Here is a 23364-nt window from a genome sequence, read left to right as displayed (position 1 = left end):
GAGTCACGGCGGTTTTGATGGTGACTCAGATGTTATGCGGAGGGCTTCCGTCCGATCACTCTTCGTGATAAGTGCGTGGTCGCACAAAACACTCAGGGCCGGAATCCGTGAACTGGATTCCGGCCCTGAGCCTTGAGTAGCGGGGACAGGATTTGAACCTGCGACCTCTGGGTTATGAGCCCAGCGAGCTACCGAGCTGCTCCACCCCGCGTCGGTGTGCCTCAAGCATACGCCATACGCAGGGGTGCAAACGCACGGCTCTACTCGCCGGTCAGCAGGTGCCGGTTCGGCGCTTTTGCCAGGTCCTCGTACTCGGGCAGCACGACGACGTCCACGCCCTCGCCCGTCAGCAGCCCGGTGCCGTCGGCGCCCGGCACGAACGTGTCCGGCTCCCGCCAGGCCGTGACCACCCGTCGCACCCCGGCGTCCAGGATCAGCCGCGCGCAGGGAGCGGGCCGCGACGCCCGGCGGGTGCAGGGCTCCAGGCTGCTGTACACCGTGGCGGCGGCCAGCCTCGGATCGGCCGGGTCGATCTTGGCCAGCGCCGCCTCCTCGGCGTGCACGACCGGGTCGTCGCCCTCCCGCGAATGACCCCGGGCCAGCTCGGTCCCGTCTGCGGCCACCACGATCGCGCCCACGCTGAAGGCGGTCTCCGAGGGCGGGCACAGCGCCGCGAGCTCGCAGGCGATCCGCATCCAGTGCCGGTCCGCCGCGCTGACCGACCGCCCGGTTCCGGGTGCCGTCGGCTCGTACCGCATCAGTACGACGTCCTCGATGCGGCGCGTCTCGACGAGCCGGAGCCGCCCGCCCTGGTAGCCCCCGGGGCCGAACAGCCGGGGCGCCGCCGGATCACCCACCAGCAGCGGGGCGAGGACCAGCTGGAGTTCGTCGGCGAGGCCCTGGCGGAGCAGCTGGGTGTGGATGGTTCCGCCGCCCTCGACCATCAAGCGGCGCACCCCGCGCTCCTCGTACAGGTGGGTGAGCAGCGCCGGCCAGTCGAGGTCGGGGCCGAGCGGGACGACGTCGGCGGCGAGGCCCAGTCCGCGTGCGCGCTCGGCGCCGTTCTCCGTCGTGAAGAGGACCTTTTCGCCGCCGGTGTGCCAGAACATCGCGTCCGGGTCCAGCTCGCCGGAGCCGCTGACGGTGACCTTGAGCGGGTACTCGGGCCGGCCCGAGGCCACGCGGGCGGCGCGCCGCTCGGGCGAGTAGACCAGGAGCCGCGGGTTGTCGGCGCGGATCGTGCCGGCGCCGACCAGGATCGCGTCGACCGACGCCCGCACCTCGTCGACCCGGTCGAAGTCGGCCGGGCCGGACAGGAGCAGCCGCTCGGGGCCGGTGTCGTCCAGGTAGCCGTCGAGAGAGACGGCTGCGGACAGCAGGACGTACGGGTACGGCATCGGCGCGCTCCCTGGCGAAGGCTGTGACGAAGACTTTGGCGAAGACTGTGAGGAGGACTGTGACAAGGACTGGCTGACGAAGGACGAGGACTGCCCCTGACGGAGACTGACCTGCAGGCTTGGTTCAAGTTTGAAACAAACTTACACTGGCGGTATGACGACCCGCTGGCTCACCCCCGAGGAGCAGCGCGCCTGGCGCGCGTACATCGCCGGCAGCCTGCTCCTGGAGGACGCCATCGACCGGCAGCTCCAGCAGGACACCGGCATGCCGCACCTGTACTACTCCATCCTGGCCAACCTCTCCGAGGCGCCGGAGCACAGTCTGCGCATGACCGACCTCGCCGAGAAGTCGAAGATCACCCGGAGCCGGCTGACCTACGCCGTGACCCGGCTGGAGAAGGACGGCCTGGTACGGCGCGAGGGCTGCCCCTCCGACAAGCGGGGCAGCATCGCCGTCCTGACCGCCGAGGGCATGGCCGTGCTGGAGCGTGCGGCACCGGGTCACGTGGCGACCGTACGCGCCTCGCTCTTCGACCACCTCAGCCCGGAGCAGGTACGGCAGTTGGAGGAGATCTTCGGCGGGATCACCGAGGCGCTCCAGGGCGAGGACGCGCGGTGCGCGCCGGACGACGTGCCTTGGCGGCGCCGGTCGCCGAAGTCCTGTTCGTGACGCCCGCGACAGACTCCGCAAATCCATTGCTTCAAATTTAAAGCATGGGGTAGGGTTCCCGGCATCTGCTTCAAAACTGAAACTCCTGAACCCGGAGAACCCGCATGCCCGACACCTCAGCCGCCACACCGCGCGCCCGCGTCCGGGTACCGCTGCGCTTCCACGACGGTTACAGCGTCGACGCCGAGCTCGTCACCTTCCACGGCCTGGCCGACGGCCAGGAACACGTCGCCGTCGTCCTCGGTGACCCCGGACCCGTCCCGCTGGTCCGGCTGCACTCCGAGTGCCTGACCGGCGACGTCTTCGGCTCGGCCCGCTGCGACTGCGGCCCGCAGCTGCGCGAGGCGGTCGAGCGCATCGCCGGCCGCGGCGGCATACTGCTCTACCTCCGCCAGGAGGGACGCGGCATCGGGCTCTACAACAAGCTCGACGCGTACGCCCTCCAGGACCAGGGCCTGGACACCTACGAGGCGAATGCCGCGCTGGGCCTCCCGGAGGACGCCCGCGACTACACGGCGGCCGCCCAGATGCTGCGCGCCCTCGGCATCGGAGAGCTCGACCTGCTCTCCAACAACCCCGACAAGGCCGAACAGTTGCGTACCCTCGGCATCGCCGTCCGCGACCGCGTCCCGACGGGCGTCTTCACCACCGCCCACAACGTCCGCTACCTGCGGGCCAAGGTCCTGCAGACCCAGCACACGCTGCCGCTGGGCGAACTTACGGAACTCAGCGTGGGCTGATCGGCTCCCCGCCGACGCCTCCGAACGCGAAACGAGCCCCGGTCCGGACGAGATCCGGACCGGGGCTCTCCCGTAGACCCTGTGCGACCACGATCACGCTCCCCGGCCAGGACACCCCGCCCACCGGAAACGGCCACATGTCCACCCCTCGTCCGTCTACCGGGCCACGCGCTGTGGCCCGGAGATCATGCTGCTGCGAGGGGTCCGGCAAGCACCATGGGCCGAAACCTACTTCTGAGGTAGGCAAACACCTACCCCCGAACGAGACAGCGTCCGAGCCGACCGAAGCCGACCCGGACGCTGCGTGGCAGGACATGGGGGGTGACCCCCGCCTGCAATCCGTAGGCCCTGTGGGACTCGAACCCACAACCAATGGATTAAAAGTCCACTGCTCTGCCAATTGAGCTAAGGGCCCAGGCGATGTTGCCTCCCTGAGCATAGCCGGACGAAGCCGAGTCTCCGATCGGGTATCGGGGACCCGGCCGCGTCGGACCGCAGAACAGGCCGAAACAGGTACGGATCGACCGGCGCTCCAGGTGCCACGGCGGACGACGAAGGGCCCGTACGACCGGAGTCGTACGGGCCCTTGCAGGTCACTCGGCGTCAGCCGTTGCGCTTCCAGCGCGGCTTGTCGTCGCGGCGGCCGAAGGAGCCGGTGCCGCGGTGGTCGTCACGACGGCCGTACGGGCGGTCGTGGCCGGCGGAGCGGAAGCCGGGACGGTCGTCACGGCGGTCCCGGTTGAACGGGCGGTCGCTGCCCCGGTGCCCACCGCGCTCGTCGCGGCGGAAACCGCCACGGTCGTCACGACGCTCGAAGGAACGGCCACCACGGTCGTCACGACGCTCGAAGCCACGGTCGCGGCTGTCACGGTTGTCGCGGTTGTCGCGGTCCCGGTTGAAACCGCCACGGTCGTCACGACGCTCGAAGGAACGACCGCCACGGTCGTCACGACGCTCGAAGCCACGGTCGCGGCTGTCACGGTTGTCGCGGTTGTCGCGGTCCCGGTTGAAACCACCCCGGTCGTCACGACGCTCGAAGGAACGACCGCCACGGTCGTCACGACGCTCGAAGCCACGGTCGCGACCGAAACCGCCACGCTCACGGCCGTCGCGGTTGTCGCGGTCCCGGTTGAAACCACCCCGGTCGTCACGACGCTCGAAGGAACGGCCACCACGGTCGTCACGACGCTCACGGCGCTCGTACGACGACGTGGACGCCGGACGCTCCTCACGCGAGCCACGGTCGAAGTCACGCGCGGCCGGCTGCTCCGGAACGGAGACCTCGATCGCCGCCTTGACCTCGGCCTCGGCCTGCTCCTGCGCCTCGGCCACGGCCGCCTCCGGGTCCTCACCGCGCTCGCGGGCGACCCGGGCGACCAGCCGGTCGGCCTCCTCGCGCAGCTCGGCGGCGCGCCGCGTGACCCGCTCCAGCTGCTTGGTGAGCTGGGCGACCTCGCGCTCGGCCTGCTGAGCGGCGTTGCCCGCGGACTCGGCCTGGACCTCGGTCATGGAGCGGGCGCCGGTGATCTCGGCGACCTCCGGGTCGAAGGCGGCCCCGCCCTGGATGATGTGGCGCGCGGCGTCGACGCCCGCGTCCTCCATCAGACGGAAGATCTGGCGGCGCTGGTGCGGCAGGGACAGCGAGACGACCGTGCCGGTGCGGCCGGCGCGGGCCGTGCGGCCGGCGCGGTGCAGATAGTCCTTGTGGTCGCCGGCCGGGTCCACGTTCAGGACCAGGTCGATGCCGTCGACGTGGATGCCGCGGGCCGCGACGTCGGTGGCGACGAGGACGTTGACGTAACCGTCCTTGAAGTCCGCCAGCGTGCGGGTGCGCGCGCCCTGGGTCATGCCGCCGTGCAGCGCGTCGGCCTTCACGCCCGCGTCGCGCAGCTGCTCGGCGACGCGGTCGGCGCCCAGCTGGGTGCGGACGAAGATGATGGTGCGGCCCTTGCGGGAGGCGATGGCCGCGGTGACCGGCGCCTTGTCCTTGGGCTTCACGATCAGGATGTGGTGGGACATCGTGGTGACCGCACCCTGGGCCGCGTCCACCTCGTGCGAGACGGGCGAGGAGAGGTAGCGGTCGACGAGGGTCTGGATCTCGTTCTCCATGGTCGCGGAGAACAGCATCCGCTGGCCGCCCGCCGGGACCTGGTCGAGCAGCTCGGTGACCTCGGGCAGGAAGCCCAGGTCGGACATCTGGTCGGCCTCGTCGAGGACGGCGATCTGCACGTCCTCCAGGGAGCAGGCACCGCGGTTGATGACGTCGCGCAGCCGACCCGGGGTGGCGACGAGGATGTCGACGCCCCTCTCCAGGGCGTAGATCTGGTTGCCCATCGACGTGCCGCCGCAGACGACCTTCATCTTGAGGCCGAGGACGTCGCCGTACGGCTGGAGGGCGTCCGCCACCTGCATGGCCAGCTCACGGGTCGGCGTGAGGATGACGGCACGGGGACGCTTCTTCTCGGTGCGGCCGCCGGCCAGCGTGGCCAGGGTCGGCAGACCGAAGGAGAGGGTCTTGCCGGAGCCGGTGCGGCCACGGCCGAGAATGTCCTTGCCGACCAGGGCGTCCGGGATGGTCGCGGCCTGGATCGGGAAGGGGACGGTGACGCCGTTCTGCGCGAGCTTGCGCACCACGCCCTCGGGGAGGCCGAGGTCGGCGAAAGTGATCTGGGGGGTCTCAGCGGTCTCGGTGACCTGGGTCGACTCGTCGTTCTCGAGCTCGTTCTCGGACACGACGATGTGATCAGTGCTGGACACGGACATGCGAATGGGAAACCTTCCGGAGTCTCTTCGGCACGCGCCCGTCAACTCCGTGATTCGCAATACGACCGCCTCAATGCGGTCCGCCACGGCAAAGGAGAGTACGCGCCACACGGCGCGCTCTGCGTTGGCGCCGGGCAAATGGGATCAAACGATCTACCACCATACGCACCCACCGCCCCCCAAGGCAAACTCAAACCACGAGACGCTGGTCACGTGCCCACGCCGGTGACCGCCCGGTCGCCGGACCTATGCCGGAGACCCCGCCTCGGGCGCCGGCTCCCGCTCCCCCAGCTGCGGCCCCGCCTCCTCGTGCGCCGACGACGACGGCTCGGCGGTCGGCGGCTCCGACGCGGGCGGCGGCGGGGTCGACGCCGGAGGCTCCGGCTCGGGAGGCGTCGGGGTGGGGGTCGGCTGCGCCTGGGTCGGCGCCGGATCCCCCGGCTTTTGACTGCCGCCCGGCCCGGCCGTCGGCACGGAGGCGCTGCCCGCCCGCGACGGCGCGGCCGACGCCGACGCGCGCTTGCCGTGCTTCGCCTTCCGGCCGTGCTTGTGCTTGGCGTCGCGCCCGGTCCCGCCGTACCCCGCACCGCCCCCCGACACCACCGATCCCCCGTCGGCCGCCTCGCCGCCCCGCCGCCCCGACGAGTGCGAGGGCGTCGCCCGGCCGCCGTCCTCGCCCACGTTCACACAACCGGCGGCAACCGTCACGGCCAGCACCGTGGCGGCCAGACGGACGGGTACGTACTTGGGGCGCACGGCGGCCACCTCCGGGGGAGGATGAAGAGTCGTCGTGCCCAACTCCCGCCGGACTCAAGAAGACACGCGCCCGGCCCTCACCCGTACCCGAGCGCGTGCAGCCGTTCGTCGTCGATCCCGAAATGGTGGGCGATTTCGTGCACCACGGTGACCTCGGTCTCCGCGACGACGTCCTCGCGCGTGTCGCACATCCGCAGCGTCGGCCCCCGGTAGACGGTGATCCGATCGGGCAGCACACCCGCGTACCACTCGCCGCGCTCGGTCAGCGGCGTCCCCTCGTAGAGCCCGAGCAACTCGGGATCGTCCGCCGGGGGCTCGTCCTCCACGAACACCGCGACGTTGTCCATCAGCCGTGTCAGCTCCGGCGGAATCCGGTCGAGCGCCTCGGCGACCAGTTCCTCGAACTCCTCGCGCGTCATCTCCAGCACACGGTCATTGTCCGGTACGGGACGGCCGTAGGAGCGTCGCGCACCGACGGCCCCAGGAACGTCGCGAACCGTCGGGCACGTCGGGCACGTCGGCCGCGAACCCCCGCATATCCACGGCGAGGCTTGGGCATACGCGACCAATGGCCCGCGTCCCCCTCGCAGCCCGCAACCTGATCCGCCCACTCACCCGGCGCCGCCCGAACCGCCACGCCCCGGAACTCGCCGCCCAGCAGCACCCCTGGGCGCGCGCCCTCGGCATGACGGCCGTCGTCCTCGTCGGCGCCTGGCTGGGCCTGCTGATCGTCGGCAACGTCAGAGCCCAGGTCGGCCCGATGAACACGACGATGGCCCTGCGCCCGTCCCTCAGCGGCGGCACGAAGATCAACGTCTCGCCGCTGGGCGCGCTGACACTCGACAGCCATGTGGCTCCGGTCCGGCTGGACGTGAACGTCGACCAACTCGACCCCGTCCGCTCGCAGGCCCTGGTCGACCACCCCGAGCGCCTCGCCGGCCTCCAGGACGAGGTCGCCCGGGACGTCGAGCACGGCACGCTCGATCTGGCCGTACGGTCCTGCGTCGCCGTGGTCTCCGGCGCGACCGCACTCGGCCTGGCGGTCTACCGCCGCCCCCGGCGCGCCCTCGCGGCCGGCGGACTGGCCCTCGCCCTGCTGGCCGCCTCGGGGGCGACGGCGTACGCCACCTGGAACCCCAAGTCGGTCCTGGAGCCGAAGTTCTCGGGCCTGCTGTCCTCCGCGCCCTCCCTGGTCGGCAACGCGCGCAGCATCGTGACCGAATTCGACGTCTACCAGAAGGAGTTGGCGCGCCTGGTGACGAACGTGACCAAGCTGTACGACGTCACCTCCACGCTCCCGGCCTACCGCCCGGACCCGAGCACGATCCGGGTCCTGCACGTCTCGGACATCCATCTGAACCCGGCGAGCTGGAAGATCATCGCGTCGCTGGTGACGGAGTACAAAGTGAACGTGATCATCGACTCCGGCGACACGATGGACCACGGTACGGCGGCGGAAAACGGCTTCCTCGACCCGATCGCGGACCTGGGCGTGCCGTACGTGTGGGTCCGGGGCAACCATGACTCGCTGCTGACCCAGAACTACCTGGAGCGGATGAAGAACGTGCGCGTCCTGGACGACGGACGCACGGAGACGATCGCGGGGCTGCGGTTCGCCGGCATCGGCGACCCCCAGTTCACCCCCGACCGCTCCGGCCGTCCGGGCGGCAACGCGGCGGAGGAACTGGCCGGGGACCGGCTGGCCGCGGCCCTGCGCGACCAGCGTGCCGCGGGCACGCCGGTGGACGTGGCCGTGGCCCACGAGCCCTCCGCCGCCCGGCGGACGGACGGCGAGGTTCCCCTGGTGCTGGCCGGCCACCTGCACCACGAGCAGACGGAGGTCATGAAGCGGGGGACCCGGCTGCGGGTGGAGGGCTCGACGGGCGGCAGCGGGCTGCGTGCGGTGGAGGGCAAGTACCCCGATCCGGTCGAGGCGTCGATCCTCTACTTCGACCGGGACACCCGGCGGCTCCAGGCCTGGGACGAGATCAGGCTGGGCGGCCTGGGCCTGACGACGGCCGAGGTCAGCCGTCATCTCCCGGAGGAGAACCAGCCTGGCGCGAACCCCACTCCGAGCGCCCCCACCACCCCATCGGGGACGGCCTCGCCCACGGGGCCGTAAACCGTTTTGGCGATACTCCCCGCCATCCCATATGCTTCTCACGTCCCCGACGCGCTGAGAAGCGCCCAGGCGGGCCGATAGCCCTCATCGTCTAGCGGCCTAGGACGCCGCCCTTTCAAGGCGGTAGCACGGGTTCGAATCCCGTTGGGGGCACGCAAGATCGTGTGCGACACTGTTGCACGCAAGCTTGGTCCTGTGGAGCAGTTTGGAGTGCTCGCCACCCTGTCAAGGTGGAGGCCGCGGGTTCAAATCCCGTCAGGACCGCAAAGGCCGCATAAGAGGCCTTGACGGCTGGGTAGCTCAGTTGGTACGAGCGGCCGCCTGAAAAGCGGCAGGTCGCCGGTTCGATCCCGGCCCCAGCCACAGTCACAGCCAAGGCCCCGATCCCCGGATCGGGGCCTTGTTGTGTGTCTCGTGGATCATGCTCCTCAAACGAGAGTCCGCGTCCGCCACCGGAGACGCGTACGAGCGATCGCGTCCGCTACCCGAGAGCAGGCTCCCCGGCTCGCAGCTCACCCCCGCCGATGGCTTCGGCGTAAGTGGCGCATCATGGCGCGGAGTTCGCGGTTGCGTTTGATGCCTGTGCCGAACGCGATGACGGAGACGTGGTTGGCTGCTGAGTTGCAGGCGCGCAGCGTCGCCTGGAGTGCCGAGCACTGTTCCGGTGTCGGCAGCAGCTTGAGGCGTACCACGGTCTTCACGAACAAGGAATCTGGGTTCGTTCTCCGGTTCGCTCAGGCGAAGGGAGTGATTCACCACTGAGAGTGATTGCTCGGATTTTCATTTGTTCTGCACTCGGCTTGGCGCGGCTGCTGCGCGGCGCTACGTTTTGCCTGGTCGGCCGTGACTTTTCGGGGGGCGTGGGACGATGAGCCGGGACGAGTCGAGAGCCATTCGGGACACCGAGCTGGAGAAGGACCGGGCGCGCTACGGGCTGCTCGCCGTGGTCATCAGCAACCTTGCGATCGCGGGAGTCGCGATCTTCGGGGTGTGGCAGCTCGACGGTGACAAGGCGGTGATCGTCGGCGTGCTGACGGCCGCGTTCACCGCGGTCAGCAGCCTGACCACGGCCTACCTCGGCATCAAGGCCGTCTCCAACACCGCCAGGTCCATCGCGCTGGGCGACGGCTCCCGCGGGCGCGAGCCGCAACCAGCCCCTCCGGTGCAGCGCACCCCCTGAAAACACCGTGGTGCAAAAGCGTTCGCCACGAATTTCCCCGAGGTGAGATCCTGGACCGCGTATGTCTACGCATCCAGCCCCCGCCCTCGGCGCCCTCGCCCCCCGCCTGACCGAGCTGTCGCTGCGCGACGCGCACCGGCTCGGGCGCAGGCTCGAGGGCGCGCGCAAGATCCGCAAGCCCGAGGCCCGTGCCGCTGTTCTCGCCGAGATCGAGACCGAGGTCGCGAAGGCCGAGGTACGGATGGGCGAGCGGCGTGCCCGGGTGCCCGCGGTCGGCTACCCCGAGCAGCTGCCCGTCAGCCAGAAGAAGGACGTGATCGCGGCCGCCATCCGCGATCACCAGGTCGTCATCGTCGCCGGTGAGACCGGGTCCGGGAAGACGACCCAGATCCCCAAGATCTGTCTGGAGCTCGGGCGCGGGGTCAGGGGCATGATCGGGCACACCCAGCCCCGCCGTATCGCCGCCCGTACGGTCGCCGAGCGCGTGGCCGAGGAGCTGGACACCCCGCTCGGCGAGTCCGTCGGCTGGAAGGTGCGGTTCACCGACCAGGTGAACCCGGACGCCACGTTCATCAAGCTCATGACGGACGGCATCCTGCTCGCCGAGATCCAGACGGACCGCGAGCTGCGCGCCTACGACACGATCATCATCGACGAGGCCCACGAGCGGTCCCTCAACATCGACTTCCTGCTCGGCTATCTGGCCCAGCTGCTGCCGAAGCGGCCGGACCTCAAGGTCGTCATCACCTCCGCGACCATCGACCCCGAGCGTTTCTCCCGGCACTTCGGCGACGCGCCGATCGTCGAGGTCAGCGGCCGGACGTATCCGGTGGAGGTGCGCTACCGGCCGCTCCTGGAGGAGGACTCCGAGGACGCCGACCGGGACCAGATCACCGCGATCACCGACGCCGTCGAGGAGTTGATGGGCGAGGGCCGGGGCGACATCCTCGTGTTCCTCTCCGGTGAGCGGGAGATCCGGGACACCGCGGACGCGCTGGAGAAGAAGAAGTATCCCCGCGCCGGAGGCGCCAATTGGCAGGGCACGGAGATCCTGCCCCTGTACGCGCGGCTCTCGCACGCCGAGCAGCACCGCGTGTTCCAGCCCCACGGCGGCCGCAGGATCGTTCTGGCGACGAACGTCGCCGAGACGTCGCTCACCGTCCCGGGCATCAAGTACGTCATCGACCCCGGCTTCGCCCGCATTTCGCGCTACAGCCACCGCACCAAGGTGCAGCGGCTGCCCATCGAGGCGGTCTCCCAGGCCAGCGCCAACCAGCGCAAGGGCCGCTGCGGCCGTACGTCCGACGGCGTCTGCATCCGGCTCTACAGCGAGGACGACTTCAACGCGCGGCCGGAGTTCACCGACGCGGAGATCCTCCGTACGAACCTCGCGTCCGTCATCCTGCAGATGACCGCCGCCGGCCTCGGCGACATCGAGAAGTTCCCCTTCATCGACCCGCCGGACCACCGCAACATCCGCGACGGCGTGCAGTTGCTGCAGGAGCTGGGCGCCCTCGACCCCACGCAGAAGGACGCGCGCAAGCGGCTCACGGACACCGGCCGCAAGCTCGCCCAGCTGCCCGTCGACCCACGTCTGGCCCGTATGGTCCTGGAGGCCGACAAGAACGACTGTGTCCGCGAGGTCATGGTCATCGCCGCCGCGCTGTCCATCCAGGACCCGCGCGAGCGCCCGGCCGACAAGCAGACCCAGGCCGACCAGCAGCACGCCCGCTTCAAGGATGAGACGAGCGACTTCCTCGCCTATCTCAACCTCTGGCGCTACATCCGCGAGCAGCAGAAGGAGCGGGGCTCGTCCGCGTTCCGGCGCATGTGCAAGCAGGAGTACCTCAACTTCCTGCGCATTCGCGAATGGCAGGACATCTACACCCAGTTGCGCACGGTCGCCAAGCAGATGGGCATCCACCTCAGCGAGCAGGACGCCTCCGACGACCGCGTCCACGTCTCCCTCCTGGCCGGACTGCTCTCGCACATCGGCATGAAGGACGTGAAGGACGCCGGAGGGGAGGGCGGGCGGAGCACGGCAAAGAATGAATACCTCGGCGCCCGGAACGCCAAGTTCGCGATCTTCCCCGGCTCGGCCCTCTTCAAGAAGACCCCGCGCTTCGTGATGTCCGCGGAGCTGGTGGAGACAAGCCGGCTCTGGGCCCGGGTCAACGCGAAGATCGAGCCGGAGTGGGTGGAGCCGCTCGCCGAGCACCTGCTCAAGCGGACGTACAGCGAACCGCACTGGGAGAAGGACCAGGCGGCGGTGATGGCGTTCGAGAAGGTCACGCTGTACGGCGTGCCGATCGTCGCCCAGCGGAAGGTCAACTACGGCCGTATCGACCCGGAGGCCTCCCGCGAGCTTTTCATCCGCAACGCCCTGGTCGAGGGCGACTGGCGCACGCACCACAAGTTCTTCGCCGACAACCGCAAACTCCTCAGCGAGGTCGAGGAGCTGGAGCACCGCGCCCGCCGCCGGGACATCGTCGTCGACGACGAGACGCTCTTCGACTTCTACGACCAGCGGGTCCCTGACCATGTCGTCTCCGGCGCCCACTTCGACTCCTGGTGGAAGCGCAAGCGGCACGAGCAGCCCGACTTCCTCGACTTCGAGCGGGAGATGCTCATCCGGGAGTCGGCGGAGGCGGTCACCAAGGCCGACTACCCCGACTCGTGGCGGCAGGGGCAGCTGAAGTTCCGGGTGACCTACCAGTTCGAGCCCGGCGCGGATGCCGACGGCGTCACCGTGCACATCCCGCTCCAGGTCCTCAACCAGGTCACGGACGAGGGCTTCGACTGGCAGATCCCGGGGCTGCGCGAGGAGGTGGTGACGGAGCTCATCCGCTCCCTGCCGAAGCCGATCCGCCGCAACTACGTGCCCGCTCCGAACTACGCGAAGGCGTTCCTGGCGAAGGCGGTGCCCCTGCAGGAGCCGCTGACGGTCACCATGGCCCGCGAGCTGAAGCGCATGGTCGGCGTGCCCTTCGAGGCCGACGACTTCGACTGGACACGGGTCCCCGACCATCTGCGGATCACCTTCCGGATCGTCGACGAGCGGCGCCGCAAGCTCGCCGAGGACAAGGACCTGGAGGCGCTGAAGCTCCGGCTGAAGCCGAAGGCGCGCATGGCCCTCTCCCAGGCCGCGGCGGCCACGGCCGAGCGCCGGGGTGGGGAGTCCCTGGAGCGCAAGGGCCTCACCGACTGGACGATCGGCACGCTCACCCGTGTCTTCGAGACCCGCCGGGCCGGCCAGCCGGTGAAGGCGTACCCGGCGCTGGTCGACGACGGGGACACGGTGTCGGTCCGCCTCTTCGACACGGAGGCGGAACAGACCGAGGCCATGTGGAAGGGCACCCGGCGCCTGATCCTGCGCAACATCCCGGTCAACCCGGCGAAATTCGCGAGCGACCGCCTGACGAACGCCCAGAAGCTCGCCCTGTCCGCGAATCCGCACGGTTCGATACAGGCCCTGTTCGACGACTGCGCGATGGCGGCGGCGGACCGGCTGATCGCCGACTTCGGCGGGCCGGTGTGGGACGAGGAGTCGTACCGCAAGCTGTACGACAAGGTGCGCGCGGAGATCGTCGACACGACGGCCCGTACGGTCGCGCAGGTGCAGCAGGTCCTCGCCGCCTGGCAGGCCTGTGAGCGCCGTCTGAAGGCCGTACGCAGCCCCACCCTCCTGCCCAACCTCGCGGACGTACGCGCCCAGCTGGACGCCCTCGTGAAGCCCGGCTTCGTGACGTGGGCGGGCATACGGCGGCTGCCCGACCTGATGCGCTATCTCGTGGCCGCGGACCGTCGTCTCCAGCAGATGCCGACGGGCGTCCAACGCGACACCACGCGCATGGAGAAGGTCCATGAGATGCAGGACGAGTACGCCTGGCTCCTGGAGCAGCTTCCGCAGGGCCGTCCCGTCCCGTCCACGGTCCTGGACATCCGCTGGATGATCGAGGAGCTCCGGGTCAGCTACTTCGCGCACGCGCTCGGCACGGCGTACCCGGTCTCCGACAAACGGATCGTGAAGGCGATCGACGCCGCGATCTCGTAATCGTCCGTTCACACAGGGTGAGTTCGACCAGGGGCTCACCCTCCTGTACAGTCTCTTCTCGCAGCGCAACGCACGCAGTGCCGATAACCGGCTCCGCCGGGCGGGCGCCGCGAAACCTGGTCCTGTGGAGCAGTTTGGAGTGCTCGCCACCCTGTCAAGGTGGAGGCCGCGGGTTCAAATCCCGTCAGGACCGCAACATCGAAGGCCCGCCCCGATACGGATGCGGGCCTTCGCCGTGCCGTCACCCTGACAAGGCGCAGGCCGCGCCCGCGGCGAAGCCGCAATCGAACAGAGCAAATCCCGTCAGGACCGCAACATCGAAGGCCCGCACCGATACGGATGCGGGCCTTCGCCGTGCCGTCACCCTGACAAGGCGCAGGCCGCGCCCGCGGCGAAGCCGCAATCGAACAGAGCAAATCCCGTCAGGACCGCAACATCGAAGGCCCGCACCGATACGGATGCGGGCCTTCGGCATACCCCCACCTCTTGGCGCCGACCGGCACCACCCAGCCCGTCCGGCGTTCGAGGACGAGGCCGTTCGGGCCGAAGCGGGGGCCTGGGGGCGGCAGCCCCCAGCAGAGGCCGGCATCAACACCGGCGTCAAGAACAAGAGCCGGCACCCGTGGACAGCGGCCAAACCGGCGGAGCCCCGCGCTCTTGACGGCGTCACATTCCGTCGGTACCCAGAAAGCAGGCTCGTTCCCCTCGTGCGGCCCGGAGGTGGCTTATGGCGGCATCTGTCAGGCACGAGACGCGGGCGTTGCTCCGCGCGCACCTGTCGGCCGCCTCCTCCTATCGCCACGTCACCCGACATTGCCCGATCTGCCACCGCCTGCTCAGGCTGGCGATGGACTCCGCCCCACCAGGCCCTCAGGCCCCGGAGGGCGCCGTCGAGGACGAAGCCGCCCCGAGCGCGTAGCGCTCGCGCACTCCCAACACCCGTGCCACAGTGTGATGCTGGAACCCTTTCCTCCCTTAGCGCACATGACCCACCGGCAACAAGCCACCCCGCATGTGACGGGTGTCACCGCATGACTTTTTGAAACCGCGGTACTTACACCTGCCCTACAACGGGTCAATTTAATATGTGCAATTGCACCGCTTCCAGGGGGCATCCGCAGCGGATCCGACACCCCTCCCCAGACTCCGACAAGCCCGCTCACAGACCCCTCGCACCAGGGCCTTCGGCGCACAAAAAAGATCGCGCTGGACCCGGCGGAGTCCAGCGCGATCTACGACGCACCCTGTGTCGCGTGCCTGAGAAGTTCCCATTGGCTTGGGCGAGGGCCTGTTGGGGCAGGTCCCGCGTCGCTTGGAGCTAGGGTTCGGGCGCCTCGGCGGGTTGGGGGACCAGCCGTTTTGCCCGGTTATACGATTGTTCAGGCCTCGCTGCGCTGCTGCGGGATGCCCGCGAGAAGAGCGCGGACCTCGGCCTCGCGGTAGCGGCGGTGTCCGCCGAGCGTACGGATGGAAGTGAGCTTGCCGGCCTTCGCCCACCGCGTGACCGTCTTCGGGTCAACGCGGAACATCGTGGCGACCTCAGCCGGGGTCAGCAGCGGCTCGGCATCAGGGGTGCGAGCGGTCATGAGCGGCCTCCTCGGGAGAACCGAACCTTCTCGGTTCTTTCCTCTAAATTCTGCACCTTGACCCGCGTTGCCCGAAATGGCGGACGCGAGTCGAGTCGGTTATAGGACGAACGGCTTGTCCTCGGCACTACAACTACACCATCTGTCCAGCCGCGTCGGCCAAACCGATGGAATTGCCCTCCCAGGTAGTCATCAGCCGCGGAAGCCGATGGACCATGCCATAGCGGACAGTCACGCCACTGTGACGATCAGTCACAGGGCGATCAGGAGTCACGAGACCCCCCAAAGCAGTGCAATGCTGAGATTCCGCCCAGAACGGAGCTTAGTTGGGCGGACGGAGTCTTCCCCGGACTCCTTGTCCTATTTTGGCATGAGGAGCGGCAAGAGGCGCAAGGGCCGCGTAAGTGCGGTCCATCACCCTTGACACAAAAGCCCGGATCGGAACCAACGCCCCGTCAGGTGACCTATGTGGCGTAGACCGTACGTCGTCCACGGCGTTTTGGGCCGTGACCTACGTCACTCAGTTCGCGGAACGCCGGTCCCGCACCGCCCGCCACCGCTCCACGAGCCGCCCGTACGCCTCCCCCGCCGCGGCCCCGTCGCCCCTGCGCAGCGCGTCGATGCCCGCGGCCACGTCCGCCGCCGAGTGGTCCCCCTCCAGCTCGCCGGCCGGCACCACATGCACCAGGCCTCCGTAGTCCAGCTCCACCAGCGAGCGCGGATGGAACTCCTCCAGCCACCGCCCGACGTCCACCAGGCCGTCGATCAACGGCCCCTCCTCGATGGCGTCCTTGAGCGTCCGCAGCCCCCGTGCCACGCGCCGCCTCGCCTGCACCATGGGCGTGCGGTAGCGCAGCAGGGGAGCCTCCTCGGCGGTCCCCTTGGTGTACTCCCGCTCCTCGTCGGAGACCAGCACGAACCAGTTCAGCGGCACCTGCCAGGTGGCGGTGCGGATCCAGGGGCGGGCATCGGGGTTGCGGGTGAGCCAGCGCTCGTAGTCCTGGGCGGCCTGGCGGCGCACGACCGGCGGCAGCACCGCGTCCAGGACCGACGGCGGGAACTCTTCGGGCAGTTCGCCCAGGGCCTGCCAGCCGCGCAGCCGGGTGCGCCAGGGGCAGACACAGACCACCCCGTCGACGTCCAGCACGAAGGCGTCGCCGCTCTCGTGGACCGGCACCGGGACGGGCGGGGTGGGCAGCAGATCGGCCAGGGAGCGGCGCAGCTCGTCCTGGTAGGAGGGGCGCTCGGGGCGGCGGGCGTAGCGCGCCCAGTGACCGCGCTCCGGCTCCGGGAAGGCGGCCAACGGCTCGTACACGCGTAGATACGCCGCGTAGGGGACGATCACCGAGGACACCTTGGGCACGCCTGCTCCCTCCCCACCGGACTGGGCTCGAAACCCGTACGAGACCCGCACGGGATCCGTACGAGGCGTCCCGAAACGGGTGGGAAACCACTGCAAATCGTGCCACGCGCATGCGTGCGTGCACGGCGCGAGAGAGTGATCCTGAACACTGCACGGATGGCGGGTGGGCACAGGCTCTACGCTCATGCCACAGCACCCGCCACCCGCACGGGAGCTGGTCTTTCGACCGCCGCAACTTACCCGGGAGTCACCACCGTGACCGACGTAACCGGCGCACCTGCTGATGTACTGCACACCCTGTTCCACTCGGACCAGGGCGGTCATGAGCAAGTAGTGCTCTGCCAGGACCGCGCGACCGGACTCAAGGCCGTGATCGCCATCCACTCCACCGCCCTCGGCCCCGCGCTGGGCGGTACGCGCTTCTACCCGTACGCGACCGAGGCGGAGGCCATCGCCGACGCCCTCAACCTCGCGCGCGGGATGTCGTACAAGAACGCCATGGCCGGACTCGACCACGGCGGCGGCAAGGCCGTGATCATCGGCGACCCGGAGCGCATCAAGACCGAAGAGCTGCTGCTCGCCTACGGCCGGTTCGTGGCCTCGCTCGGCGGTCGGTACGTCACCGCGTGCGACGTCGGCACATACGTCGCCGACATGGACGTCGTGGCCCGCGAGTGCCGCTGGACCACCGGGCGCTCGCCGGAGAACGGCGGCGCGGGTGACTCCTCGGTCCTCACCGCCTTCGGTGTCTACCAGGGCATGCGCGCCTGCGCCCAGCACCTGTGGGGTGACCCCTCGCTGCGCGGCCGCCGGGTCGGCATCGCCGGCGTCGGCAAGGTCGGCCACCACCTGGTCCGGCATCTGCTGGACGAGGGCGCCGAGGTCGTGATCACGGACGTGCGCGAAGACGCCGTACGGCGAATTCTCGACCAGCACCCGGGCGTCATGGCGGTCGCCGACACCGACGCGCTGATCCGCGTAGAGGGCCTCGACATCTACGCCCCCTGCGCGCTCGGCGGCGCCCTGAACGACGACTCCGTGGCGGTGCTCACGGCCAAGGTGGTGTGCGGCGCCGCCAACAACCAGCTCGCCCACCCGGGTGTGGAGAAGGACCTCGCCGACCGCGGGATCCTCTACGCGCCGGACTATGTGGTGAACGCCGGCGGTGTGATCCAGGTCGCCGACGAGCTGCACGGCTTCGACTTCGACCGGTGCAAGGCGAAGGCGGCGAAGATCTTCGACACCACGCTGGCCATCTTCACACGTGCGAAGGAAGACGGGATTCCGCCGGCCGCCGCGGCCGACCGGATCGCCGAGCAGCGGATGCACGAGGCCGCCGCGGCGCGCTGACGCCGCGGTTCCGCGAGGTTTGCCGGTACCCGTCGGCGGACAGTTAGAGAGAACTCTCACGTTCGTCGGCGGGTCGGCCGCCAATAAGTGGTTAAAATCGCGGTTGACCAGCGGGGACGGGGCACCTCGCGGGTTCTGGGCCGAGGCACGTCCTGCGGGCGACGTACCGTATGGGCGCGGGCTCAGGTACCGTGGAAGCCCTACGGACCGGTCTCTCCACGGAGAGCCCGTTCCAGATCATGAACGCGTGTCAAGACTCTGGGGCCGTCGAGCCCCGTCACCGAGGGGGTCGAGCCATGGGGCGCGGCCGGGCCAAGGCCAAGCAGACGAAGGTCGCCCGCCAGCTGAAGTACAACAGCGGCGGGACTGACCTGTCGCGTCTGGCCAGCGAGCTGGGCGCTTCGACTTCGAGCCAGCCGCCGAACGGCGAGCCGTTCGAGGACGACGACGAGGAAGACGACCCGTACGCCCAGTACGCGGATCTGTATAACGACGACGATGAGGACGACGAGGACGACGAGTCCGGTCCCACGTCGCGTCGTCGCGGCGCTTGACGTTGCGCGCTTCGCGGTTTCTGTAGCGACTGCACTTCACCCGGTCCGGGGCCTCAGCGCCGGACCGGGTTTCGTGCTGCCTGTCGGGGCGCCGGGCCTGGAACTGCCGGGCCCTGGGCCCGCGGGGCCGTGAAGCCCCGCGGCCCGTCAGGCACAGTCACCGGGACCGTCAGGCGTAGTCACCGATCAGGGCCGCGCCCGAGTCGTGCTCGCCCCGGTCCGTGATCTCACCGGCGACCCAGGCGTCGACCCCGCGGTCGGCCAGCGTTGCCAGGGCCACGTCCACCGAGGCCTCGGGCACGATCGCGATCATGCCGACGCCCATGTTGAGCGTCTTCTCCAGTTCCAGGCGCTCGACGTCACCGGTCCTGCCGACCAGGTCGAAGATCGCGCCCGGGGTCCAGGTGGAGCGGTCCACGACCGCGTGCAGCCGGTCCGGGATCACCCGGGCCAGGTTGGCCGCGAGGCCGCCGCCGGTGACATGGCTGAAGGCGTGGACCTCGGTGGTGCGCATGAGGGCCAGGCAGTCCAGCGAGTAGATCTTGGTCGGCTCCAGGAGCTCCTCGCCGAGCGTGCGGCCGAGTTCCTCGATGTGCGCGTCGAGCGACAGGCCCGCCTGGTTCAGCAGGACGTGGCGGACCAGGGAGTACCCGTTCGAGTGAAGCCCGGAGGACGCCATGGCGATCACCGCGTCACCCTTACGGATACGATCCGCGCCGAGCAGCCGGTCGGCCTCCACGACGCCCGTACCGGCGCCGGCGACGTCGAAGTCGTCCGCACCCAGCAGACCCGGGTGTTCGGCCGTCTCACCGCCCACCAGGGCGCAGCCGGCCAGCACGCAGCCCTCCGCGATGCCCTTCACGATGGCGGCCACGCGCTCGGGGTGGACCTTGCCGACGCAGATGTAGTCGGTCATGAACAGCGGCTCGGCACCGCACACCACGATGTCGTCCATGACCATGGCGACCAGGTCGTGCCCGATCGAGTCGTAGACGCCCATCTGGCGCGCGATGTCGACCTTGGTGCCGACGCCGTCCGTGGCGGAGGCGAGGAGTGGACGCTCGTAGCGCTTGAGGGCGGAGGCGTCGAAAAGGCCGGCGAAGCCACCGAGGCCGCCGAGGACCTCGGGGCGCTGGGTCTTCTTCACCCACTCCTTCATCAGCTCGACGGCGCGGTCGCCCGCCTCGATGTCGACTCCGGCAGCCGCGTAGGAAGCACCGGTGGAAGGGCCCGTCGCCGAAGGCGACTGATCAGACACAGCAGACATTGCCTGGGATCTTTCGGGTTGGTTTCTGCGGGGCTTACGGGCGACGGATCGCGTCGGCCGCGGCCGTGGCGGCGGGCCCTGCGGCCAGCTCGGTCTCCAGGAGCTGCTTGCCGAGGAGCTCGGGGTCCGGGAGCTCCATCGGGTACTCGCCGTCGAAGCAGGCGCGGCACAGGTTCGGCTTGGCGATCGTGGTCGCCTCGATCATGCCGTCGATGGAGATGTAGGACAGGGAGTCGGCGCCGAGCGAGGTGCCGATCTCCTCGATCGTCATGCCGTTGGCGATGAGCTCGGCGCGGGTGGCGAAGTCGATGCCGAAGAAGCAGGGCCACTTCACGGGCGGCGAGGAGATCCGGATGTGGACCTCCGCGGCACCGGCCTCGCGGAGCATGCGCACCAGGGCGCGCTGCGTGTTGCCGCGCACGATCGAGTCGTCGACGACGACCAGGCGCTTGCCCTTGATGACTTCCTTGAGCGGGTTCAGCTTCAGCCGGATACCGAGCTGGCGGATGGTCTGCGAGGGCTGGATGAAGGTCCGGCCGACGTAGGCGTTCTTCACCAGACCGGCGCCGAACGGGATGCCGGAGGCCTCCGCGTAGCCGATGGCGGCCGGGGTGCCGGACTCCGGGGTCGCTATCACCAGGTCGGCCTCGACGGGGGCCTCCTTGGCGAGGCGGCGGCCCATCTCGACGCGCGAGAGATAGACGTTCCGCCCGGCGATGTCGGTGTCGGGACGGGCGAGATACACGTACTCGAAGACACAGCCCTTGGGCTTCGCTTCCGCGAATCGGGAGGTGCGCAGGCCGTTCTCGTCGATCGCGACGAACTCGCCCGGCTCTATCTCGCGGACGAAGCTGGCGCCCGTGATGTCGAGGGCGGCGGTCTCGGAGGCGACCACCCAGCCGCGCTCGAGGCGGCCGAGGACCAGCGGGCGGATGCCCTGCGGGTCGCGGGCGGCGTAGAGGGTGTGCTCGTCCATGAAGACGAGCGAGAAGGCGCCCTTGACCTGCGGGAGGATCGCGTGCGCGGCCTCCTCGATGGTCAGCGGCTTGCCGTCCGCGTCGACCTGCGCCGCGAGGAGCGCGGTCAGCAGGTCGGTGTCATTGGTGGCTGCGACCCGCGTCGAGCGGCCGTTGTTGTCCTTCGGGAGGTCGGCGACCATCTCGGCGAGCTGCGCCGTGTTGACCAGGTTGCCGTTGTGGCCGAGCGCGATGGAGCCGTGCGCGGTGGCGCGGAACGTCGGCTGGGCGTTCTCCCACACGGATGCGCCGGTGGTCGAGTAGCGGGCGTGACCGACCGCGATATGACCCTGGAGCGAACCGAGAGAGGTCTCGTCGAAGACCTGGGAGACCAGGCCCATGTCCTTGAAGACGAGGATCTGGGAGCCGTTGCTGACCGCGATTCCCGCGGATTCCTGACCCCGGTGCTGGAGGGCGTAGAGCCCGAAGTACGTGAGCTTTGCGACCTCTTCACCCGGAGCCCAGACACCGAAGACGCCACACGCGTCCTGGGGGCCTTTCTCGCCGGGGAGCAGATCGTGATTGAGTCGACCGTCACCACGTGGCACGGCACCGAGTGTAGGCGAGATCGACCACTGGTCCGAATTGGCCAATGCACCGAAGTTATGCGTTCTTAACCGGTCACCCCTCGGCCACGGCCGTCACGGTCTCTCCGTTTTCGCTGGTCAGCGTGAGGTTTCGATGATCCAGTCGGTAGATCACGGTGCCGTCGAAGAGCCGCAGCAGACTCTTTTCCGTATGCATGAGTGAGGCGTCGCACATCATTCGGGTGGTCGCGGGAGAGCCCAGGGTGATACGGGAGTCGCGGACCGTGGCGCTCGCGGTGACGTGATTGCAGCCCAGGCGGCCGCTGACCTTTCCGCTCTTCCGGTCGAAGGTGAGATGGGCGTCGGCACCCTTCGGCAGGGAGCTGACGACGTCGCCGGCACCGAGTGCCGTGATCGTCCACTTGGTGCCGTAGAGCGGGGCGTTTTCCTCCTTGGTCAGCCGGACGGTGTCGCCCCCGGTGGTGGTGAGGGTCAGCCTGTCGCCCTTCACCCGGGTGGTGAGGGGGCCGGCGGCGAGGGTGCGGGCGAGGGTCCGCTCAAAGGCCATGGGCTGTTCCTCGCACGCCATCTCGGTCGCCGTGGTGTCGCTCAGCCGGATGCGGTCGCCCTCGAAGGCGGCCTGTGCGGTGAAGTGGTTGCAGCCGTAGTTGCCCTCGGTCCTGCCGCTGTCGTCGATCGCCACATGGGCGCCCGCGGGGGCACTGCGTGTCGTGCCGTCCGCGGTGACGCTGTCCACGATCCAGTGGACGCCGGTCACCGGCTTCTGGACCCCGGCGGATCCGCTGCCCGCGTGCTCGCCGCCACAGGCCGCCGCGAGCGGAACGAGCACCACGGCGGCCGCGAGTGTCAGTCGCTCTTTGTACCTGTACATGTCGATTCGACGGAGCGACCGGGGCGGAGGTTCCCCTACGACATCAACGGCAGCAGGGCCGCGAGATCCGCCCGCTCCCCGCTCGCGCTCGCCTTCGCCGCCTCGATGGCGTCCTTCCAGAGCAATCGCCCGGTGGCGAGCCGGATCCAGGTGAGCGGGTCGGTCTCGACGACATTGGGCGGGGTGCCGCGGGTGTGCCGGGGCCCCTCGCCACACTGCACGACGGCGTACGGCGGGATACGGACCTCGGTCGAGCCGCCGGGGGCCTTCACGGCGAGCGCGTCGGCGAGGAGGCGGGTGGCGGCGGCGAGGGCCTGACGGTCGTAGGGCACGTCGAGGCCCGGTACGGCCGCGTTCAGGTCGTCGGTGTGGACGACGAGTTCGACGGTCCGGGTGACGAGGTAGTCGGCCAGGGGCAGGGCGCCCGCACTGGTCGCCAGCAGCCGGCTGCCGGGATGTTCCTCGAGGAGCTCGCGCAGGCTCCGGTCGACGTCGGCGAGGTAGGTGTCGAGGTCGGGGTGCTGCTCGGCCAGCCGGCGGGTGAAGCCTGCGATGGCGGAGGAGTTGGCGGCGGTGGCGAAGGGCCACTCCACGACGGTGACGTCCTGCCGGGGCGGCGCGGGCTCGTCGAGGGCCCGGTGCACGGCCGTGACCGCCATGCCGATGTGCGCGACGAGTTCCCGTACGGTCCACTCGCCGAGCCGGGTGGGCAGCGCGAGCCGCTCGGGGCCGAGGCCGCGGACGGCTTCCCGTACGTTCCCGAGCTGGGCGAGGACCGCGGTGCGGGTCTTGGCGTAGTCGTAGGCGCGTGCGCGTTTCCTGGCCGTCGGCATGGAGGCGACCCTATGCGTTCACGGCGCTGCCCTTCAGGCCGTTTTCGACCGGCCCGAAGACCTTGCGGGCGCGTTGGGCGCCGCCGGACCTTCGTGATCAGCGGCGCGGCCGTCAGCCCGGCCGACTGGTGCAGGCCGCCCGGGTACGCCGAAGGCCCCGCCCGGAACTTGGGTTCTAGTGGTCGTCGCAACACCCCAGCTGGTGGGGTGCGATGGACTTCAAGATCCGGGAGAACCGGGGCAAGGCTCAGGGCCGCAAGATCCTGGTCCGTGAGCGGGAGGAATACTTCCGGC

Annotated in this window: 19 protein-coding genes and 6 tRNA genes; 12 read left to right on the top strand and 13 right to left on the bottom strand. The window is 69.6% G+C overall.

Features of this window, described 5'->3' with window-relative positions; all coding sequences use genetic code 11:
• Window positions 1–137 precede the first annotated feature (137 nt).
• Both Q8A52_RS47350 and Q8A52_RS47345 read right to left on the bottom strand, forming a co-directional pair.
• Window positions 138–211 (bottom strand) — tRNA-Met (locus tag Q8A52_RS47350).
• Window positions 212–260: 49 nt separating this feature from the next.
• Window positions 261–1397: a dihydrofolate reductase family protein gene (locus Q8A52_RS47345; RefSeq protein WP_316764692.1), complete on the bottom strand. Its 1137-nt coding sequence runs from the start codon at window positions 1395–1397 to the stop codon at window positions 261–263.
• Window positions 1398–1551: 154 nt separating this feature from the next.
• Between Q8A52_RS47345 and Q8A52_RS47340 the strand changes: the two genes are divergently transcribed.
• Complete coding sequence (locus Q8A52_RS47340) at window positions 1552–2067, top strand: MarR family winged helix-turn-helix transcriptional regulator (protein WP_316764690.1); 516 nt, start codon at window positions 1552–1554, stop codon at window positions 2065–2067.
• 104 nt (window positions 2068–2171) lie between these two features.
• A complete protein-coding gene (locus Q8A52_RS47335; RefSeq protein WP_316764687.1) occupies window positions 2172–2807 on the top strand; it encodes a GTP cyclohydrolase II in 636 nt (211 codons plus the stop codon).
• A 342-nt stretch (window positions 2808–3149) separates the two neighbouring features.
• Here the strand turns inward: Q8A52_RS47335 and Q8A52_RS47330 are convergent.
• The 4 genes from Q8A52_RS47330 to Q8A52_RS47315 form a co-directional block, all read right to left on the bottom strand.
• Window positions 3150–3222, bottom strand: a tRNA-Lys gene (locus Q8A52_RS47330).
• Between the two features lie 188 nt (window positions 3223–3410).
• Window positions 3411–5570: a DEAD/DEAH box helicase gene (locus Q8A52_RS47325; protein ID WP_316764684.1), complete on the bottom strand. Its 2160-nt coding sequence runs from the start codon at window positions 5568–5570 to the stop codon at window positions 3411–3413.
• Between the two features lie 246 nt (window positions 5571–5816).
• The gene (locus Q8A52_RS47320) at window positions 5817–6326 is read right to left on the bottom strand and encodes a hypothetical protein (protein WP_316764683.1); all 510 of its coding nucleotides are present in this window, start codon (window positions 6324–6326) and stop codon (window positions 5817–5819) included.
• A gap of 77 nt (window positions 6327–6403) precedes the next feature.
• A complete protein-coding gene (locus Q8A52_RS47315) occupies window positions 6404–6754 on the bottom strand; it encodes a metallopeptidase family protein (RefSeq protein WP_316764680.1) in 351 nt (116 codons plus the stop codon).
• A gap of 140 nt (window positions 6755–6894) precedes the next feature.
• Here Q8A52_RS47315 and Q8A52_RS47310 point away from each other — a divergent pair, with 140 nt between their 5' ends.
• The 4 genes from Q8A52_RS47310 (at window position 6895) to Q8A52_RS47295 (ending at window position 8811) form a co-directional block, all read left to right on the top strand.
• Entirely contained in the window at window positions 6895–8448 is a 1554-nt protein-coding gene (locus tag Q8A52_RS47310; RefSeq protein ID WP_316764679.1) for a metallophosphoesterase family protein, read from the top strand.
• Between the two features lie 80 nt (window positions 8449–8528).
• Window positions 8529–8601, top strand: a tRNA-Glu gene (locus Q8A52_RS47305).
• A 36-nt stretch (window positions 8602–8637) separates the two neighbouring features.
• Window positions 8638–8712: transfer RNA gene (locus Q8A52_RS47300), tRNA-Asp, on the top strand.
• A 25-nt stretch (window positions 8713–8737) separates the two neighbouring features.
• Window positions 8738–8811 (top strand) — tRNA-Phe (locus tag Q8A52_RS47295).
• A gap of 149 nt (window positions 8812–8960) precedes the next feature.
• Here the strand turns inward: Q8A52_RS47295 and Q8A52_RS47290 are convergent.
• A complete protein-coding gene (locus Q8A52_RS47290) occupies window positions 8961–9149 on the bottom strand; it encodes a hypothetical protein (protein WP_316764676.1) in 189 nt (62 codons plus the stop codon).
• Window positions 9150–9316: 167 nt separating this feature from the next.
• Here Q8A52_RS47290 and Q8A52_RS47285 point away from each other — a divergent pair, with 167 nt between their 5' ends.
• The 4 genes from Q8A52_RS47285 to Q8A52_RS47270 all read left to right on the top strand — a co-directional run bounded on the left by Q8A52_RS47285 (window position 9317) and on the right by Q8A52_RS47270 (window position 14601).
• Complete coding sequence (locus Q8A52_RS47285; protein ID WP_316764673.1) at window positions 9317–9628, top strand: 6TM ABC transporter family protein; 312 nt, start codon at window positions 9317–9319, stop codon at window positions 9626–9628.
• A gap of 61 nt (window positions 9629–9689) precedes the next feature.
• Entirely contained in the window at window positions 9690–13682 is a 3993-nt protein-coding gene (hrpA, locus tag Q8A52_RS47280; protein WP_316764670.1) for an ATP-dependent RNA helicase HrpA, read from the top strand.
• A 118-nt stretch (window positions 13683–13800) separates the two neighbouring features.
• Window positions 13801–13875 (top strand) — tRNA-Asp (locus Q8A52_RS47275).
• Window positions 13876–14409: 534 nt separating this feature from the next.
• Complete coding sequence (locus Q8A52_RS47270) at window positions 14410–14601, top strand: DUF6274 family protein (RefSeq protein WP_316764668.1); 192 nt, start codon at window positions 14410–14412, stop codon at window positions 14599–14601.
• A 460-nt stretch (window positions 14602–15061) separates the two neighbouring features.
• Here the strand turns inward: Q8A52_RS47270 and bldC are convergent, their stop codons facing one another.
• Window positions 15062–15268 carry a developmental transcriptional regulator BldC gene (gene bldC, locus Q8A52_RS47265; RefSeq protein WP_003949541.1) on the bottom strand — a complete coding sequence of 69 codons (207 nt, stop codon included), beginning with the start codon at window positions 15266–15268 and terminating at the stop codon, window positions 15062–15064.
• Window positions 15269–15788: 520 nt separating this feature from the next.
• Entirely contained in the window at window positions 15789–16631 is an 843-nt protein-coding gene (locus tag Q8A52_RS47260; RefSeq protein ID WP_316764665.1) for a hypothetical protein, read from the bottom strand.
• A gap of 255 nt (window positions 16632–16886) precedes the next feature.
• Between Q8A52_RS47260 and Q8A52_RS47255 the strand changes: the two genes are divergently transcribed.
• Both Q8A52_RS47255 and Q8A52_RS47250 read left to right on the top strand, forming a co-directional pair.
• Entirely contained in the window at window positions 16887–17981 is a 1095-nt protein-coding gene (locus tag Q8A52_RS47255) for a Leu/Phe/Val dehydrogenase (protein WP_316764662.1), read from the top strand.
• A 296-nt stretch (window positions 17982–18277) separates the two neighbouring features.
• Window positions 18278–18535 carry a DUF3073 domain-containing protein gene (locus tag Q8A52_RS47250; RefSeq protein ID WP_316764660.1) on the top strand — a complete coding sequence of 86 codons (258 nt, stop codon included), beginning with the start codon at window positions 18278–18280 and terminating at the stop codon, window positions 18533–18535.
• 169 nt (window positions 18536–18704) lie between these two features.
• Here Q8A52_RS47250 and purM read toward each other — a convergent pair whose 3' ends face one another.
• The 4 genes from purM to Q8A52_RS47230 form a co-directional block, all read right to left on the bottom strand.
• A complete protein-coding gene (gene purM / locus Q8A52_RS47245) occupies window positions 18705–19802 on the bottom strand; it encodes a phosphoribosylformylglycinamidine cyclo-ligase (RefSeq protein ID WP_316764657.1) in 1098 nt (365 codons plus the stop codon).
• Between the two features lie 34 nt (window positions 19803–19836).
• Window positions 19837–21366, bottom strand: coding sequence for an amidophosphoribosyltransferase (gene purF, locus Q8A52_RS47240; RefSeq protein ID WP_316764654.1), 1530 nt, complete (start codon window positions 21364–21366; stop codon window positions 19837–19839).
• 73 nt (window positions 21367–21439) lie between these two features.
• The gene (locus Q8A52_RS47235; RefSeq protein WP_316764651.1) at window positions 21440–22237 is read right to left on the bottom strand and encodes an META domain-containing protein; all 798 of its coding nucleotides are present in this window, start codon (window positions 22235–22237) and stop codon (window positions 21440–21442) included.
• A gap of 35 nt (window positions 22238–22272) precedes the next feature.
• Entirely contained in the window at window positions 22273–23070 is a 798-nt protein-coding gene (locus Q8A52_RS47230; RefSeq protein ID WP_316764648.1) for a maleylpyruvate isomerase family mycothiol-dependent enzyme, read from the bottom strand.
• Between the last annotated feature and the right edge of the window lie 294 nt (window positions 23071–23364).

The sequence above is a fragment of the Streptomyces herbicida genome (genome assembly GCF_032656585.1).
GTDB lineage: Bacteria > Actinomycetota > Actinomycetes > Streptomycetales > Streptomycetaceae > Streptomyces > Streptomyces herbicida.
This window is presented reverse-complemented; position numbering and strand designations above follow the sequence as displayed.

Coding starts and splice junctions, on each gene's coding strand:
- Q8A52_RS47340 (WP_316764690.1), top strand. CDS start 1,552: ATGACGACCCGCTGGCTCACCCCCGAGGAGCAGCGCGCCTGGCGCGCG.
- purM (WP_316764657.1), bottom strand. CDS start 19,802: ATGTCTGCTGTGTCTGATCAGTCGCCTTCGGCGACGGGCCCTTCCACC.
- Q8A52_RS47230 (WP_316764648.1), bottom strand. CDS start 23,070: ATGCCGACGGCCAGGAAACGCGCACGCGCCTACGACTACGCCAAGACC.
- Q8A52_RS47285 (WP_316764673.1), top strand. CDS start 9,317: ATGAGCCGGGACGAGTCGAGAGCCATTCGGGACACCGAGCTGGAGAAG.
- hrpA (WP_316764670.1), top strand. CDS start 9,690: ATGTCTACGCATCCAGCCCCCGCCCTCGGCGCCCTCGCCCCCCGCCTG.
- Q8A52_RS47235 (WP_316764651.1), bottom strand. CDS start 22,237: ATGTACAGGTACAAAGAGCGACTGACACTCGCGGCCGCCGTGGTGCTC.
- Q8A52_RS47325 (WP_316764684.1), bottom strand. CDS start 5,570: ATGTCCGTGTCCAGCACTGATCACATCGTCGTGTCCGAGAACGAGCTC.
- Q8A52_RS47250 (WP_316764660.1), top strand. CDS start 18,278: ATGGGGCGCGGCCGGGCCAAGGCCAAGCAGACGAAGGTCGCCCGCCAG.
- Q8A52_RS47335 (WP_316764687.1), top strand. CDS start 2,172: ATGCCCGACACCTCAGCCGCCACACCGCGCGCCCGCGTCCGGGTACCG.
- Q8A52_RS47270 (WP_316764668.1), top strand. CDS start 14,410: ATGGCGGCATCTGTCAGGCACGAGACGCGGGCGTTGCTCCGCGCGCAC.
- Q8A52_RS47310 (WP_316764679.1), top strand. CDS start 6,895: ATGGCCCGCGTCCCCCTCGCAGCCCGCAACCTGATCCGCCCACTCACC.
- Q8A52_RS47345 (WP_316764692.1), bottom strand. CDS start 1,397: ATGCCGTACCCGTACGTCCTGCTGTCCGCAGCCGTCTCTCTCGACGGC.
- bldC (WP_003949541.1), bottom strand. CDS start 15,268: ATGACCGCTCGCACCCCTGATGCCGAGCCGCTGCTGACCCCGGCTGAG.